Origin of the sequence: Brevundimonas diminuta 3F5N (genome assembly GCF_900163625.1) — a bacterium.
Classification (GTDB): Bacteria; Pseudomonadota; Alphaproteobacteria; order Caulobacterales; family Caulobacteraceae; genus Brevundimonas; species Brevundimonas diminuta_A.
Genome location: NZ_FUIE01000078.1, coordinates 1 through 15,852, shown reverse-complemented (window position 1 = coordinate 15,852; position 15,852 = coordinate 1). Strand labels below are relative to the sequence as shown.

Below are 15,852 nucleotides of genomic sequence, written 5' to 3'. Positions count from 1 at the left end.
CCTTTCAAGGGGCGGACTCTAGCTCCGCGTGGAGGAAATTCTCAGGGGCACGTCAAACCCTCCACGCCTGCGTCGATCCATGCCGCGTTGAGATCGCGCTGGGCTTTTATCCGCTCCTGGTGGCGCAGATAGTTGAAGTCCTGCACGTAGAGCCGCCGCCCGTCCTCCAGGAAGATGCGGACATCCTCTGTACCGAAGTTGATTGGCTGGCCGGAGGTGTTGAAGGCCGCCACAGCGAAGAACATCTTCGACGTCGCGTTATACCGGACCGGCAACAGCATGACGGAGCCGGCCGGCCCGTTCGACACCATCGCAGCGTTCCCGCGCGAGAACCGGACGCCGACGTTGTGATCGCCTGTCGGGATCATGCGGTATTCGGGCTCGACGGTTGCGCAGCCAGTCAGCGCCGTGCTCACCATCAGCAATGCAGTTAGTTTGAACTTCATCGACGTTTTCCACCAACGGCGCCGAGAATGCCTACGAGCAGTCCGATGATCGCTCCGATCGGCCCGGCGACGAAAAAGCCGACCACGCCGAAGATGATGCTCATCAGGCAGCCCATATCGCATCCCCGCCCCAGATAGGACATAGATGTCCTAGAGAGGTTACCGCTCCGCTAACACGATCCGGCGGATGGAATGGGAGAAGATCGTCGGGTCGAACGTCAGGCGTCTGCGCAAGGAGCGCGGACTGAGCCAAGAATCGCTTGCCGGAGAAGCGGGTCTAGCGATGCGGCACCTAGGCCGGATCGAACGCGGTGAAGGCAACCCGACGGTGGCGGTTCTAGGTAAGCTGGCCGAAGTGCTAGGTGTCCATCCGACGGCGTTTTACGACCATGGGCCGTAGTGAATTCTTGACAATTCACCGAATTATGGTAAGGTTTGGAGATGAGATGCTTGGCGGGGCTGGGGTCTGACCGAACTCAATCAAGCACCGCGAAGTCGATGATCTCGCGCCTACAGGTACAGATGTTTCATTCGGAAACCGTGTTACCGGATGGAAGGCGTGTCGTCTTCTGCATCCCGAAAGAAATCAGAATCAATGACCGCCTACTGACGGAGGGCGAAGTTTTGGCCGCGCTTGAAGCGGGGCGTAATGGACCACTTCGCCATTTAGCGTCAGACGTGCCTTACCGCCTTCGAGCCACTGAACAATAAGGCTCACGCCGCCACGCTTAGGCGCGGGTAGCTCGACCAGCAGCGTTATAGGTTCGTAGCCATAAGCGCGGATCACGACTTCCAATTGTCCATCCGCTCGTTTGTGGGCGGCCACATCAGTGCCGTCGCCGCTGCCTACAGGCCCCCAGACGTACTCTTGGTCATTAGTCGCCCAATCTGGTGCGTCGTGGTGAAGAATGAAGCTTATCGGTGCGAGTGCCATAGGCGATCAATAACCCTGACCTCCTACTTACCCGTTACCAGCATCCAATATTGTAGCGGCACGCTATTGTCTTCTGCGTCGATTTAGCGGCTAAGTAGGCCTTGAGTCGCTCTCCCCAGACTCACCCAGCCGCACCACATCGCTGCTCATCGCCAGGCAGGACTCGATGAGCGTGGCCGCCAAAAATGTTCCCGATTGATCTGATTGCGGGCATTCGCCTCGTTCGCCGTTGAGCCGGTGCCGCGCTGCCTCAAAAGTTCGGCCAGTTCCTTGTATCTGTCCCCGCCAGCGCATCAGGCTTAGTTCTTTCGGCAACGCTTCGCTAACGACAGTACCTACGCGCTCAGCGCGTCCGAAACCGAGTCATAGGCGTGAGAGAAGTCCAACGACTTCACCTCCATCATCATCATCACCGAGAAGAACCAAGCCGCAGAGAATGATCCGCGCGACAGCTTGTTACGTAGATTTCGCTCGTTCTCTTCGATGCCGAAATCCCACATCAACGCAGCTAGGGACTCATAGGTAAGTCGCCGCTTGGCCATCTCAGCCCTTAGAAGGGCCTTGGCTATAGCCGCTCCTCCGGCTTCCAATTCCGCTGCGTTTTTCTTGGAATCGAAATCGTCGGAAAGGCTCTCGGCTTCATCAGACATCATCAGGCTCCGCTACAAATGTCATCATAATTGGCGGCGCTCAGCTTGACAACGTCGCGGATTTCCGTGCAAACGACATCATATCTGGTGTCATTTGTGCGGAAAGGACGGTTTGGCTCAGCATTTTCTCCTCTCAGCAAAGGCGCGGACGATTTCCGTCCGCGACGTCGCCCGTCTGGGCGAGGAGGAAGCATATGCGATGTTCAAGTCGATCCGGTTTGCTGCGAATGACGGGAAGCCATTCTGCCCGCGCTGCGGGATAAGCGCGATTTACGAGTACCGAGCGCGCCGCCTCTTCAAATGCAAAGGCTGCGACAAGCAGTTCACCGTCACCTCTGGAACGGTCTTCCGGAGCCGGAAGATGTCTTACGCCGACATCATGCTGGCGGTGGTCCTTTTCGTGAATGGCGTGAACGGCAATGCCGCTCTGCGCATGAGCCGCGATCTGGGCTGCTCGTACAAGACGGCATTCGTCATCTGCAAAAAGCTGTCGCGGGTGATGGCTGCGATGCAGGCCGACACCATCCTGACAGGCGATGTCGACATCGACGGCCTCTATAACAACGGCTCTGTGCGCCAGGCGAACATGGTCAAGGACCGCACAGGGGACGGTCGCAAGCAGTTCAACACAAAGCGCCGCTCGATCGTGACGGCGCGCGAACGACGTCCTGGCGGTCGCTCCAGGGCTTGGGTCGTGCCGACGGAGAAGGCCGCAGACCCCTATATCAAGAAATTTGTGAGCCCGGATGCGCATGTCGTGACCGATGAATCTCCGGCCTACTCGCGCTACCTCATGCATTTCGCTGACCACTCGACGGTCAACCACAGCGTCGGCCTGATGGTGGACGGCGTGCACACCAATATGGTCGAGGCCCAACACAGTCGCATCCGACGCGCTGAGCGAGGTGTTTACCTGCACATTAGCGGCGCCCACGCTCAGCGCTACGCTGACGAGTTGTCCTGGCGGGACGATTTCCGCCGGCTCGATAACGGTCAGCAGTTCCGCATGCTGATGACGCGTGCCCTTATCCTGTCCCCTGACGCCGAACTTGCAGGATACTGGCAGACAAGGCCCGAACCTCTGCGTTCGATAAACCGTCGACGCGCACTAAGGGCGCTGACGCTGAAGCGTAAGGGACGTTTGAAGGCGCCCATTTCGGCCTACTCAGCACCTGCCACTGCGTAGGCCGGCCCTCCAATTCCTCAACAGCGCCATCTTTGACGCGCTCCTTCATCGACGTCCTGACGGCGTTGTCCAATTGGTTGAGAGCGCGGGCGTCGCTGACATCGACCTCCAACAGCCCAGCGATCTCCCTGGAGATTTCCCGCGTCTTCATCGGCTCTGAAGCCCGGCGAAGCGCCTGATAAGCTGCCTTAGCGATCGAGCCTTTCCGGCGCGTCTTGCGCGGGTGCAGCGGCTTCAAATGGTAAGGCGTCCATAGCGGGTCGACTTGGCGACGGAGCAGGTACGCAAGACTATCCATCTTCTTCTTCAGGTCATTTTTTCGGACCTGAATTCGGCGATCGGCTTCATCCAACGCCTTTAAGTTCAAGATCACCTCAGTCGGCGTTTCGGCGCGTTCGTATTCGCCCAGGGCGAGGCGGTAGTCGCGCTCCAGCGCGACGCGGATTTCATTGGGGCTGGACATCCCCATAGGCTGCGGCAACAACCGTAGCCATATCCTCACCGGTCATGGTGAACCTGTGCTCATCCTCAGACGCGGAGCCGAGGTTACATTTCTGCGAAGCCAGCCTCGGTCAGCTTGAAGAAATTGCCGCTCCCTTCAACCCAGCCGCGCTTTCCCATCTCCTCGAACGCCTTGTTGAGGTCGTCTGCGACAAACCTTGTCCCGACCTTCATCTGCACGCCCATCAGCGGGATGATCTCGCCAGGACGGGGGTTGTACGTTTGCGCCGCATCCAAGATGGCACGGATGGTCTCTTCGATCGTCGGCAATTTAGCCATGGGGCAGTTCTCCTCGTTCGCCGGGAGGTATGGCTACGGTCGCGTCAAATCAAGCCTGCATAGCGCTGGTTCGCGAAGAGAATGGATTATCCGTCTTTCCGTTGGGCGGGGGCAGCGGCACCCGACGCTGTCGGCGTCATGCTGGGCTGACTAACGGGCGAAATGGAGCGTCAACATCCTCTCGCTGGCCTTGGGCCATGTTCGTGACCGGCTACCGCCGGTAGACCTCCGGTCATTTCTGCGTCGACGCAGTCTGTCTTCACATGCCGATGAGATACGATTCGACGCAGGCCCAGAATCGCCCAAGCGTGCGGTGCATTTCAAAGGAGACGACAATGTCCAGCGATCATGATCGGGACTACGACTTCGAGATTCTTCAGAAGTCATGCACTACGGCGCATTTGCAGATGCCCGACTTCGATCCGGCACCAACCTCGTATGAGGCCCCTGCCGCTCCAGAACCCGCCCAGGATTCTGACGCAGAGTAACGACAGCTATGGCCGACAAAAAACCCGCGAGCGACATTGCTTTCGCCCTTAACAGCATGACGACTGCACATCTCCAGCGGCATATGCCGGCGGCGCCTTTGAAGACGACGTCACAGAGGTCGGCATCGACGCCGGCTCCCCCGACTGCCAGCACCGCTTCAGCCAAAAAGGATGCCTGAGGCCCCGCCCTCTTGGATGGAGGTGGCTTCACTGCTGGTAGGCGGCAGTTCACTCGTTGTGGCGGTTGTGGCACTGGTCGTCGCGGGGATCGCCTTGCGGAATTCAGATCGCAATTCTTCGGCAGCGACACTGCTCGCCATCATGGAAGCGTTCCGGCAAGGCTGGGAGCGGTTCGAGGAGCCTGATCCCGCGAAACGTATCTACCACTTCCACAGCCTCATGAACTTATTCGAGGTCGGATGCGCGATTCACCAAGATCGTTCGGTTCACGGGGCCTCTAAAAAGCTGCTCGAAGCCTACATGCGCGACACCCTTACGATGATTGAGGGGAATGAAGGGGCGCGGGCGGAGATCGTTAAGATGCGAAATAACCCGGAAGTGTTCGAGTATCTGAAGCTGTTTCTAAAGACGATACGACGCAACGGCCCGACTCATCCTATCGAGCCGCTCGTTAACAAGGACGTGCCTGAGGCACCATCCGTAACAGAAACAACGCCGTCGCATGCCCCATCTGGCGTTGCCGGAACTGCCGTGACTGAAAGCTGATCCTCCGCGAACGATCAGCCTTCAAGCCGCATCAACAGGTCATTTCCGATGCTAGGTGTGTTTGCGCCATAACAGCGGAATACTCGCCCCAGGCGCTGGACAGCCTGCGCCAGCCGCTGGAGACGGGCGAGATCGTCGTGGCGCGCGCCAACGCCCATGTGCGTTATCCGGCGCGGTTCCAGCTGGTGGCGGCGATGAACCCCTGTCGTTGCGGTCTGGGCGGGCCTGGGCGGGGCGCCTGCGGCAAGGCCCCGCGTTGTCAGAAGGATTACCAAAACCGCATTTCCGGCCCGATGTTCGACCGCATTGATTTGACGGTGGAGACCCCGGCGGTGACGGCGGCCGACATGATCCTGCCTGCCCCGGCCGAGGGCACGGCCGAGGCCGCCGCCCGCGTCGCCGCCGCCATGCAGATGCAGGAGGCCCGCATGGCCGAGGCGGGGCTGACAGGAATGCAGGCCCTCAACGCCCGGGCCTCGGGTGAGGCGCTGGAGCGGTTCGCCGCGCCGGATCAGGCGGGGCGCGCCCTGTTGATGAAAGCGGGAGAGGCCGGAGGGCTGACCGCGCGCGGCTGGACGCGCACCCTGCGTCTGGCGCGCACCATCGCCGATCTGGACGGCGCCGACGGGGTGTTGCGCCGCCATGTGGCCGAGGCGCTGATGTATCGACGCAGCACGGTCGGAGCCCATGAGGACTTCGATCGCCAGGCCAGCCGTCGAGCCCTGTTTTCCGTGCAGGAGCCGGGGGCGGGACAAACGCCGTTCGTCTGGAATTAACTCCTCGGCCCTAGCGTGGCCTTATGGGACAGACCCGTCGTAAATCGTCGTCGCAGCCTGAGCTTTTCCCCGCCGCGCCCGACGTTGGGCAGGCTGCGGCGTCGACGGCGACGTCTGGAGACGGAACCTCGCCCGAGCAGCAGTTCCTGCGGCTGATGAGCCATGAGATGCGCACGCCTTTGAACGGGGTGATCGGCATGTTGGGCCTGTTGTCGCGCACCCGTCTGGACGGCGCCCAGCGCGCCTATGCAGAGGCGGCGCAGAAATCGGCCGAGCATCTTCTGGGCCTGGTCAACGATCTGCTCGACTACGCCCGGCTGGAGGCCGAGGCGCTGGAGTTCGATCCGGCGCCGGTCGACCTGGAAGGCCTGGTGCGGGGCGTGGCCGAACTGCTCAGCCCGCGCGCGCACGACAAGGGGTTGGAGATCGTCTGGTCGGTGGCCGCTGACGCGCCGGACGTCATCGCGGACGAGGGCCGCCTGCGGCAGATCCTGTTCAACCTGGCGGGAAACGCCGTGAAATTCACCGACCGGGGCGGGGTGCGCCTGGCGGTTGAGGCGGTCGGCGAACGCATGGAAGGGGCGCCTGCGCGTCTGGCCTTCATCGTCGACGACACCGGCCCTGGCGTGCCTGAAGCGGCGCGCAGGCGCATCTTTGAAGAATTCGGCCACGCCGACGTCTCGGACGCCGCCCGGTTCGACGGGGCGGGGCTGGGCTTGGCGGTGGTGCAGCGGCTGGCCCGCGCCATGGGCGGCGACGCCGTGGTCGAGGACCGACCGGACGGTCCCGGCGCCCGCTTTCGCTTTGAAGCCGAGTTTCCGGTGTTGGTCGACGCCGAGGCGCGCACGCGCCCCCTGGACGGGCTGGCCGTGGCGATCCGCACGCCGGACCCCTTCGTGCGCCGGGCGGCGACCGATCAGATCGAGGCCTCAGGCGGCCGGGTCGCACGCCAGGCCGGCGTGACCCTGATCGACCACGCGGGCGCCGAAGATGCAGCCTTGGCGGCTCGGCCCAGCCAGGGCCAGGCCATCATCCTTCTGCGCCCCTCCGAACGCGACCTGATCAGCCGCTATCGGGCGGCGGGCTTCTGCGGCTATCTGATCAAGCCCCTGCGCCGCGAGTCTCTGGCTGAGCGGGTTCTGGCGGCGGCCGCGCCGCGTCGGGGCCTGCCTGCGCCGCCGGTGCGGCCCGGCGATGACGATCGCGTGGCGCATGTGGCCTTCAAGGGCGTGCGGGTGCTGCTGGTCGAAGACAACCCGGTCGGCGCCCTTTTGGCCAAGACCCTGCTGCGGCGCGAAGGCTGCGTGGTCCAGACCGCAGCCGACGGCCAGGAGGCGCTGGACGCCCTGAAGGCGGCGCGCTTCGATCTGGTCTTCATGGACATGCGGATGCCGCGCCTGGACGGGCCGGGGGCGGCGCGGGCGCTGCGCGCACGGGGGGATCAGACGCCGATCATCGCCCTGACCGCCAACGCCTTCACTGAGGATCGCGCGGTCTGTCTCGAGGCGGGAATGGACGATCATCTGGCCAAGCCGCTGGAGGCGGACGCTCTGCGCGTCGCCCTGGCCCGCTGGACGAACGCCGCCAACCGCGCCAAGGTCGCCGTTTCCTGATCTGCCAGTAGTCCGTCGTCCGTATCGCCCGGCGGCGCCCCGCCGGAGCCATGTATGACCGATTCCAAGACGCCCGCTTCCGAGGTCGCGGCGCTGCAGCCGTCTCCCAAGGGGCTGGGCGTGCTCAAGGCGGCGTTTCGCGAGCGGCGGACCCTGGCCATGCTGCTGCTCGGCTTCTCGGCGGGTCTGCCCTTCGCCATGCTGTTCGGCACATTGAACGCCTGGCTGTCGGATGCGGGCGTGTCGGTGGCGACGATCGGCGTCCTGTCGTGGGTCGGGCTGTTCGGCGCCTTCAAGTTCCTGTGGTCGCCTGCAGTCGGGCTGACGCCGCCGGTGATCGGGCGGATGGGCCGGCGCCGGTCATGGCTGATCCTGTGCCAGATCGTGCTGGCGGGCGCGCTTCTGGCCATCTCCCTGTCGCATCCAGGCACGGGCGCCATTGTGGTGCTGGCGGGCGCCGCCGCCCTGGGCGCCTTCGCCTCGGCCACCCAGGACATCGTCATCGACACCTGGCGGATCGAGGTGGCCGACGAGCGGACGCCGGTGGACCTGCTGTCGACCGTCTATCAACTGGGTTTCCGTACGGCGGCCCTGGTCGGCGGGGCGGGCGCCCTGGTGCTCGCCGATCAACTGGGCTGGTCGGCGACCTTCGTCATCGGAGCCGGGCTGATGGGGCTGGGTGTTCTGGGCACGCTGATCGCACCCGAGCCCAAGGCCGCCCCGCGCGCCGCCATTGCGCGCGAACGCATCGGCTCGCCGCGCCTGCGGATGACCGCCCTGGCCGTCACCCTGGCCGCCTGGGCCTGGGCGGCCTTCATGCTGGTGCGCTTCATGGTTACGGCCCTGACCGTCAAGCCCGCGCCCAGCGCCGGAGAGTTCACCGCCGTCTGGGGACCGTGGATCGTCGGCATGGCGGTGATCCTGCCCGCTGTCCTGGCGGGGATCATCGTCTGGCGCGGAGGCAAGGCGAAGGCCGCGCCTGTGGTCGATCAGGGACCGGCGCTCGCCAACACCCTGTATGACGCCATCCTGGCGCCGCTGGTCGAGCTGATGGGGCGTCTGGGCTGGGGCGCGGTGATCGTGCTGGGGCTGATCTTGACCTATCGCATCACCGACGGCGTCTGGGGCCCGTTCGCCTTTCCCTTCTACATGGGGGACACGGGCGGGGCGCTGGGCCACACCAAGACCGAGATCGCCCTGGCGTCCAAGACCTTTGGCGTGGTCATGACCATCGTCGGCATCGCCCTGGGCGGGTGGGCGCTGCTGGTCATCGGGCGGATGGCCAGTCTGCTGCTGGGCGCGGCCCTGTCGGCGGCGACCAATCTACTGATGATGGACCTGGCTATGGGCGCGCCGGTGATCGGCGGCTTCATGAGCGTGACCGGCCTCTACAAGCTGTTCGGCGCCTTCGGGGTGGGCGAGCCCTTGGCGCGGCTGATGCTGGCCATCGCGGGCGAGAACATCGCCGGCGGCTTCGCGGGCGCGGCCTTCGTGGCCTATCTGTCGGCCCTGTCGAACAAGATGTTCGGGGCGGTGCAGTTCGCCGTCTTCACCTCACTGGCCCTGCTGATCGGCACGCTGGGGCGCGGGGCCCTGGGCGAACTGATCGAGCGTCAGGGCTATGCGGCCATGTTCGTCATCGCGGCCTGGCTGGGCGTGGTGGCGGTGGTCTTCTGCGCGATGGAGTGGGTGCGCCAGACGATGGAGCGCCGCCGTCTCAACCTCGACGCCTAGAGGCTGAAGCGCCCTGAGTTGGAACGCAAAGAGGCGGCCCGGAGGCCGCCTCTCGACGTCGTCGCGATCGAGCGGGCGATCAGCCCTCGACTTCCACGCCTTCGGCATAGGCGGCGAAGGTGGCGGCGGTGATGATCTCGCCGACCGAGGCCCCCAGGGGCACGATCTGCACCGACTTCTCCAGGCCGACCAGCAGGGGGCCGATCACCGTGGCGCCGCCCAGCGACTGCACCAGACGCGTCGAGATGGCCGCCGAATGGATGGCGGGCATCACCAGGACGTTGGCGTCGCCGGTCAGGCGCATGAAGGGATAGTTGGCGCGCGCCTCGGAGTTCAGCGCCAGGGCCGGCGGCATCTCGCCTTCGTATTCGAAGTCCACGTCCATGGAGTCCAGGATGCGTATGGCTTCGCGCACCTTCTCACCGCGATCGCCCGGCGGGTCGCCGAAGGTCGAGTAGCTGAGGAAGGCCACGCGCGCCTTGCGGCCCAGCTTCTTGACCGTGGCGGCGGCCTTGACCGCGATCTCGGCCAGTTCGGCGGCGTTGGGCAGTTCGTGGATCGAGGTGTCGGCCACGAACAGCGTGCGGCCCTTGGCCAGCAGGATCGACAGGCCGATCATGCGGTCCGTGACGTCCAGGACGCGACGGACCTCTTTCAGGGCCATGTTGAAGTTACGGGTGACGCCGGTGACCATGCAGTCCGCCTCGCCGCGCGCGACCATGGCGGCGGCGAAGTAGTTGCGGTCCTGGTTGATCATGCGCTGGACGTCGCGGCGCAGATAGCCGCGGCGCTGCAGACGGGCGTACAGCCAGTCGACGTATTCGGCGTTCCGGTCCGACACGCGGGCATTCATGATCTGAATGCCCAGATCATCGAAGTTCAGACCGGCCTCGGCGGCGTTCTGGCGGATCAGCTCCTCGCGGCCGACCAGGATCGGCGTGCCGAGATCGGCCTGCTTGAAGGCCCAGGCGGCGCGGATGACGACCTGCTCTTCGCCCTCGGCGAAGACGACGCGCTGCTTCGGACCCGAGCGCACGCTGGCCTGGATCTTCTGCATCAGGGCGGCGGACGGATCGACCCGCTGACGCAGGGCGATGCGATAGGCGTCCATGTCCTCGATCGGCTTGCGCGCCACGCCGGTGTCCATCGCCGTCTGGGCGATGAAGGGCGGGATGTACCAGATCAGGCGCGGGTCGAACGGGGTCGGGATGATGTATTCCGGGCCGAACTTCAGCTTGCGGCCGCGATAGGCGGCGGCGACTTCGTCCGGCACGTCTTCGCGGGCCAGCGCCGCCAGGGCGTGGGCGCAGGCGATCTTCATCTCGTGGTTGATCTGGCGCGCGCGCACGTCCAGCGCGCCGCGGAACAGATAGGGGAAGGCCAGGACGTTGTTGACCTGGTTCACATAGTCCGAGCGGCCGGTGGCGATGATGGCGTCCGAACGCACCGACTTGACGTCTTCCGGGGTGATTTCCGGGTCGGGGTTTGCCATGGCGAAGATGATCGGATTGGGCGCCATGGAGGCGACCATTTCCTTGGAGATCGCGCCCTTGGCGGACAGGCCCAGCACCACGTCGGCGCCGACCATGGCCTCGGCCAGGGTGCGCAGGGGCGTGTCGGTGGCGTGCGCCGCCTGCCATTGCGAGACGTTGTCGCGGCCCTTGTAGATGACGCCCTGGCGGTCGCAGATGACGGTGTTCTCGGCCTTGACGCCGGCGGCCTTCATCAGGGCGATGGACGACAGGCCCGCCGCACCGGCGCCCGACAGGACGACCTTGAGGTCTTCCAGCTTCTTGCCGACGATATGGGCCGCATTGATCAGGCCCGCGGTCGAGATGATGGCCGTGCCGTGCTGGTCGTCATGGAAGACCGGGATGTCCAGCAGGTCCTGCAGCTGGGCCTCGATCTCGAAGCATTCCGGGGACTTGATGTCCTCCAGGTTGATGCCGCCCCAGGTGTCGCCGATGTTCTTGACCACGGTGACGAACTCGTCCGGGTCGGTGGTCTTCACCTCGACGTCGAAGCTGTCGACGTCGGCGAAGCGCTTGAACAGGACCGATTTGCCTTCCATCACCGGCTTGGACGCCATGTGCCCGAGGTTGCCCAGGCCGAGGATGGCGGTGCCGTTCGAGATGACGGCGACCAGATTGCCCTTGGCGGTGTAGTCGTAGGCCTTGTCCACGTCCTTGGCGATGGCCAGGACCGGCACGGCCACGCCCGGCGAATAGGCCAGCGACAGGTCGCGCTGGGTCGCCATCGGCTTGGTCGGGGCCATGGAGATCTTGCCCGGCGTCGGATCGCTGTGGAACTCCAGAGCGTCGTCGTCGGAGAAGGTCTGTTTATCGGTCAATTCGGGCATTTCGATCTCGGGAAGGGGCAGGCGCATTTCGTTCCTAGATCGTGGGATGGACGGGGACAACCGCTGACGCTGGGTCAAGGCCGATTGCGTGGTTTCTCCGTCACGCGACGGGCAGGAAGCCCGTCCCTTCGATCTCGACCGGGCCGGTCATGAAAACGTGGCCGGACGCCTCGTCCCAGTCGATGACAAGCGTCCCGCCATCGACGATCACGTTTGCCCTGCGGTCGGTCAGGCCGCGCCGCGCGGTCGCCACTAGGGCGGCGCAGGCGCCCGTGCCGCAGGCCAGGGTCAGGCCCGCCCCGCGTTCCCACACCCGCAACCGAATGTGATTGCGATCTAGGACGTTGGCGAAGCCGACATTGACGCCCTCGGGAAACAGGGGGTGATGCTCGACCAGGGAGCCGGAGCCGCGCACGAAGGCGTCGTCCTGTTGGTCGGTGAAGAAGACGACGTGGGGATTGCCCATCGAAACCGCGCCGGGCGTATGCAGCACAGGGGCGTCGATCGGCCCGACCTGAAGCTCGATCCCGCGCGTGTCCATGTCTTCCGACAGCGGCACTTCGGACCAATCGAGGCGCGGCGCGCCCATATCCACCGTCACTTCGTGGATGGCCGCGGTCGGCGGCCCTTCGGAAGCTCCTGACCCGACGCGGCCTGATGCCCGCCTTGCCGTCGTCGGCCCGCCCAGGGTGTCGATGACCACCTCTTCCTTGTCGGTCGCCTCCAGCAGCAGCCAGCCGACGCAGCGCAGGGCGTTGCCGCAAGTCTCGACCATGGAGCCGTCGGCGTTCCACACGCGCATGAAGGCGTCGGCGCTTTCGGACGGCTCGACGCCGATCAGCTGGTCGAAGCCGCCCAGGCCCGCCGCCGGGTCGGCCAGGGCGCGCACCTGGGCCTCGGTCGGGTGGAAGGGCGCTTCGAAGGCCTGGACGACGATGAAGGCGTTTCCGGCGCCGTTCATGCGGATGTAGGGGCGGGCGGGCTGGCTCATGATCGTCTTCATATAGGATTTTTCGCCGGTTCATGTATCGGTGTCGGCGATGACGTCTGACCAGAGCCAAACCGCCAAGCCTGACGGACTGCGGCTGAGGGCGCGTTTGCGCTACCTCTATCACGGCTCACAGCCGGCGGCGGTGAAGTTCCGCCTGATGGTCATCGTCATCGACCTGGCCATCATCGGCTTCTTCCTGGCGACGCCGATCCTGAAGGAGGCGGGCTGGGTCTTCTATGTGATGGACTATCTGATCGCCGCCGTGCTGGGGCTGGACCTGGCGGCGCGGGCCTACGCCTATTCCGACATCCGGTCCTGGTTGAAGCGGCCGATCGTCTGGGTCGATCTGTTTGTCCTGGCGACCCTGCTGTTCCCGGCCTGGCTGGCCAATCTGGGCTTCCTGCGGCTGCTGCGGTTCTGGAGCCTGCTGAACAGCGACCTGTTCTGGCGCACCATCGGCCGCCGTTTCGACGACACGCGGGTCGAGGAGGTCACGCGCGCCCTGACGGCTCTGGTCACCTTCGTCTTCGTGACGACCGGCTTCGTCTATGCCTATTTCCGGGGCAAGGCCGAGCACATCAACGGCTATCTGGACGCCCTCTATTTCACGGTCGCCACCCTGACGACGACGGGCTTCGGCGACATCACCCTGCCCGGCAACTGGGGGCGGGTCATCTCCATCGTCGTCATGCTGGTGGGCATCACCCTGTTCATCCGCCTGGCGCAGACGCTGATCCGGCCGCACAAGGTCAAGTTCCCCTGCCCCACCTGCGGCCTTCAGAAGCACGATCCCGACGCCGTCCACTGCAAGGCCTGCGGCCAGATCCTGTGCATCCCCGACGACGGCGATTGAGCCTCGCCCTGCGGCGAAAGATTACAAGCCTGTAAGATTACAGACGCTTGCCCCCCGCCCCGGCCCTCGCCAAGGTGCCGCGCGAAACATTCGTCCGTTGGGGGACACTCATGACCATCCGCTCGCTGGCGTCTGTCGCCGCCCTTCTTCTCGCCGCCGGAGCCGCACCCGTCGCCATGGCCCAAGCCACCGTATCCGCAAGCGCCGCCTCGACGGCTCCGGGTTTCGCCGCCAGCGAGGCGACCGACCCCTATCTGTGGCTGGAAGAGGTCGAGGGCGACCGCGCCATGGAGTGGGTCAAGGCGCACAACGAGACCTCGCTGGGCACGTTGCAGGGCGATCCGCGCTATGAGGGTCTGCACCAGCAGGCGCTGGACCTGGTGCAGTCGCGCGACCGCATTCCGTCGCCCGGCTTCACCCACGACGGCCACGTGGACAACTTCTGGCAGGACGCCGAGCATGTGCGCGGCATCTGGCGCCGTACGACGCTGGACTCCTATCGCACCGACGCGCCGCAGTGGGAGACGATCCTGGACATCGACGCCCTGTCGGCGGCCGAGGGCGCCAACTGGGTCTACAAGGGCGCGACCTGCCTGCCGCCGGATGAGCGTTACTGCCTGATCTCCCTGTCGGACGGGGGCAAGGACGCGGTGACGATCCGCGAGTTCGATACGGTGACGAAGACCTTCGTCGCCGACGGCTTCAATCTACCGGAATCCAAGGGCGATGTGACCTGGGTCGACCATGACACGGTCCTGGTGTCGCGCGACTTCGGCGAGGGCTCGCTGACGGACTCGGGCTATCCGCGCACCGTGCGCCTGTTGAAGCGTGGACCGTCGGCCGATCAGGCCGAGGTCTTCGCGGGCGAGAAGACCGACGTCTCCGTCTCCAGCTACACCTTGCGCGACGCCGACGGCGTGCTGCAGGCGGTGCTGCTGAATCGTGGGATCAACTTCTACGAAAGCGAGACCTGGCTGCTGAATGACCGCGGCGAGACGACGAAGCTGGAGCTGCCGCTCAAGTCCAGCGTCAACGCCCTGGTCGCCGGCCAGTTGGTGGTGACGACGGATCAGGACTGGACCGCGCCGTCGGGTCAGGAATTCAAGACCGGCGATGTCATCGCCTGGCCGCTTCAGGCCTGGCTGGCCGATCCGAAGACGCCCGCCCGCCTGGTCCTGCGTCCGGGCGAGCGCGAGGCCGTCGAGGGGATCAACGCCACCCGCAACAAGCTGGTCGTGGCCCTTTACGAGAACGTGCGCGGCTCGGTCTATGTCTACGACCCGGCCGACTGGAGCCGCACGCGCCTGGACTTGCCGCAGAACGTCTCGGTCGGCGTCGGCTCGGCGTCTGAGCGCGACGACAAGATCTTCGTCAGCGTCACCGGCTATCTGAACCCGTCCAGCCTCTATCTGGCCGATGCGGCGACCGGCGCGGTCGCCCTGACCAAGGCCCTGCCGGACAAGTTCGACGCCAGCGGCATGCGCGTCGATCAGTTCGAGGCCCGTTCGGCCGACGGAACGATGATCCCCTATTTCGTCGTCCACAAGGACGCCATGGCGATGGACGGCTCGAACCCGACGCTGCTCTACGGCTACGGCGGCTTCCAGTCGTCGCTGCTGCCCGGCTATTCGCCGACCGTCGGCAAGCTGTGGCTGGAGCGCGGCGGCGTCTATGTCATCGCCAACACGCGCGGCGGCGGCGAGTTCGGCCCCAAATGGCACCAGGCGGCCCAGCAGGAGAACCGCCAGCGCGCGCACGAGGACTTCCAGGCCGTGGCGCAGGATCTGATCACGCGCGGGATCACCTCTCAGCCGCACCTCGGGATTATGGGCGGTTCGCAGGGTGGTCTGTTCATGGGCGCCATGCTGACCCAGCGCCCGGACCTGATCAACGCGGCCGTCATCCAGGTGCCCCTGTTCGACATGCTGCGCTTCCACAAGCTGCTGGCCGGCGCCTCGTGGATCGGCGAATACGGCAACCCGGACCTCCCCGAACAGCGCGCCTGGATCGAGGAATATTCGCCCTATCAGCGTCTGGCGGCGGGCCAGCCCTATCCCGAGGTCTTCATCCACACCTCGACCAAGGACGACCGCGTCCACCCCGGCCACGCCCGCAAGGCGGCGGCGCGGATGGAGGCGCTGGGCTATCCGGTGCTCTTCTATGAAAACACCGACGGCGGCCACGCGGCGGGCGCCAACCTGCGCGAGACGGCCCGCCGCATCGCGCTGGAATACACCTATCTGACCCGTCGGCTGATGGATCAGCCGGCGCAGCGATAAATCACACCCGCTCATCCCCGCGGAGGCGGGGACCCAG

General features: G+C 65.1%; 12 protein-coding genes and 1 pseudogene. 8 read left to right on the top strand and 5 right to left on the bottom strand.

What is annotated here, in order from left to right:
• Window positions 1–41: 41 nt before the first annotated feature.
• A complete protein-coding gene (locus FM111_RS13730) occupies window positions 42–446 on the bottom strand; it encodes a hypothetical protein (protein WP_087141487.1) in 405 nt (134 codons plus the stop codon).
• Between the two features lie 187 nt (window positions 447–633).
• On the opposite strand from FM111_RS13730, the gene FM111_RS13725 reads away from it, so the two are divergent.
• Window positions 634–846, top strand: a complete 213-nt coding sequence (locus tag FM111_RS13725) for a helix-turn-helix domain-containing protein (RefSeq protein WP_087141486.1) — start codon at window positions 634–636, stop codon at window positions 844–846.
• An 869-nt stretch (window positions 847–1,715) separates the two neighbouring features.
• On the opposite strand, the gene FM111_RS13720 is transcribed toward FM111_RS13725, so the two are convergent.
• Window positions 1,716–2,030: a DUF6471 domain-containing protein gene (locus FM111_RS13720; protein ID WP_143276129.1), complete on the bottom strand. Its 315-nt coding sequence runs from the start codon at window positions 2,028–2,030 to the stop codon at window positions 1,716–1,718.
• Window positions 2,031–2,142: 112 nt separating this feature from the next.
• On the opposite strand from FM111_RS13720, the gene FM111_RS13715 reads away from it, so the two are divergent.
• Window positions 2,143–3,216: an IS1595 family transposase gene (locus FM111_RS13715; protein WP_087141484.1), complete on the top strand. Its 1,074-nt coding sequence runs from the start codon at window positions 2,143–2,145 to the stop codon at window positions 3,214–3,216.
• A gap of 546 nt (window positions 3,217–3,762) precedes the next feature.
• Here FM111_RS13715 and FM111_RS13710 read toward each other — a convergent pair.
• Window positions 3,763–3,996: a hypothetical protein gene (locus FM111_RS13710; protein ID WP_087141483.1), complete on the bottom strand. Its 234-nt coding sequence runs from the start codon at window positions 3,994–3,996 to the stop codon at window positions 3,763–3,765.
• Window positions 3,997–4,685: 689 nt separating this feature from the next.
• Between FM111_RS13710 and FM111_RS13705 the strand changes: the two genes are divergently transcribed.
• The 4 genes and pseudogenes from FM111_RS13705 to FM111_RS13690 all read left to right on the top strand — a co-directional run bounded on the left by FM111_RS13705 (window position 4,686) and on the right by FM111_RS13690 (window position 9,333).
• Window positions 4,686–5,210: a hypothetical protein gene (locus tag FM111_RS13705; protein ID WP_143276128.1), complete on the top strand. Its 525-nt coding sequence runs from the start codon at window positions 4,686–4,688 to the stop codon at window positions 5,208–5,210.
• 77 nt (window positions 5,211–5,287) lie between these two features.
• A pseudogene (locus tag FM111_RS13700) lies at window positions 5,288–5,986 on the top strand (ATP-binding protein); the annotation flags it as partial.
• 23 nt (window positions 5,987–6,009) lie between these two features.
• A complete protein-coding gene (locus tag FM111_RS13695) occupies window positions 6,010–7,599 on the top strand; it encodes a response regulator (RefSeq protein WP_256968310.1) in 1,590 nt (529 codons plus the stop codon).
• A gap of 54 nt (window positions 7,600–7,653) precedes the next feature.
• The gene (locus FM111_RS13690; RefSeq protein WP_087141481.1) at window positions 7,654–9,333 is read left to right on the top strand and encodes an AmpG family muropeptide MFS transporter; all 1,680 of its coding nucleotides are present in this window, start codon (window positions 7,654–7,656) and stop codon (window positions 9,331–9,333) included.
• Between the two features lie 79 nt (window positions 9,334–9,412).
• On the opposite strand, the gene FM111_RS13685 is transcribed toward FM111_RS13690, so the two are convergent.
• On the bottom strand, window positions 9,413–11,692 hold the full coding sequence (locus FM111_RS13685) for an NADP-dependent malic enzyme (protein ID WP_087141489.1): 2,280 nt from the start codon (window positions 11,690–11,692) through the stop codon (window positions 9,413–9,415).
• A gap of 100 nt (window positions 11,693–11,792) precedes the next feature.
• Complete coding sequence (gene dapF, locus FM111_RS13680; RefSeq protein WP_256968309.1) at window positions 11,793–12,683, bottom strand: diaminopimelate epimerase; 891 nt, start codon at window positions 12,681–12,683, stop codon at window positions 11,793–11,795.
• Window positions 12,684–12,732: 49 nt separating this feature from the next.
• Here dapF and FM111_RS13675 point away from each other — a divergent pair, with 49 nt between their 5' ends.
• Together FM111_RS13675 and FM111_RS13670 are read left to right on the top strand one after the other, a co-directional pair.
• On the top strand, window positions 12,733–13,536 hold the full coding sequence (locus FM111_RS13675) for a potassium channel family protein (RefSeq protein WP_087141488.1): 804 nt from the start codon (window positions 12,733–12,735) through the stop codon (window positions 13,534–13,536).
• A 110-nt stretch (window positions 13,537–13,646) separates the two neighbouring features.
• A complete protein-coding gene (locus FM111_RS13670; RefSeq protein ID WP_087141479.1) occupies window positions 13,647–15,815 on the top strand; it encodes a prolyl oligopeptidase family serine peptidase in 2,169 nt (722 codons plus the stop codon).
• The last annotated feature ends 37 nt before the right edge of the window (window positions 15,816–15,852 follow it).

Coding starts and splice junctions, on each gene's coding strand:
- FM111_RS13730 (WP_087141487.1), bottom strand. CDS start 446: ATGAAGTTCAAACTAACTGCATTGCTGATGGTGAGCACGGCGCTGACT.
- FM111_RS13725 (WP_087141486.1), top strand. CDS start 634: ATGGAATGGGAGAAGATCGTCGGGTCGAACGTCAGGCGTCTGCGCAAG.
- FM111_RS13710 (WP_087141483.1), bottom strand. CDS start 3,996: ATGGCTAAATTGCCGACGATCGAAGAGACCATCCGTGCCATCTTGGAT.
- FM111_RS13720 (WP_143276129.1), bottom strand. CDS start 2,030: ATGTCTGATGAAGCCGAGAGCCTTTCCGACGATTTCGATTCCAAGAAA.
- FM111_RS13670 (WP_087141479.1), top strand. CDS start 13,647: ATGACCATCCGCTCGCTGGCGTCTGTCGCCGCCCTTCTTCTCGCCGCC.
- FM111_RS13675 (WP_087141488.1), top strand. CDS start 12,733: ATGACGTCTGACCAGAGCCAAACCGCCAAGCCTGACGGACTGCGGCTG.
- FM111_RS13695 (WP_256968310.1), top strand. CDS start 6,010: ATGGGACAGACCCGTCGTAAATCGTCGTCGCAGCCTGAGCTTTTCCCC.
- FM111_RS13685 (WP_087141489.1), bottom strand. CDS start 11,692: ATGCCCGAATTGACCGATAAACAGACCTTCTCCGACGACGACGCTCTG.
- FM111_RS13690 (WP_087141481.1), top strand. CDS start 7,654: ATGACCGATTCCAAGACGCCCGCTTCCGAGGTCGCGGCGCTGCAGCCG.
- dapF (WP_256968309.1), bottom strand. CDS start 12,683: ATGAGCCAGCCCGCCCGCCCCTACATCCGCATGAACGGCGCCGGAAAC.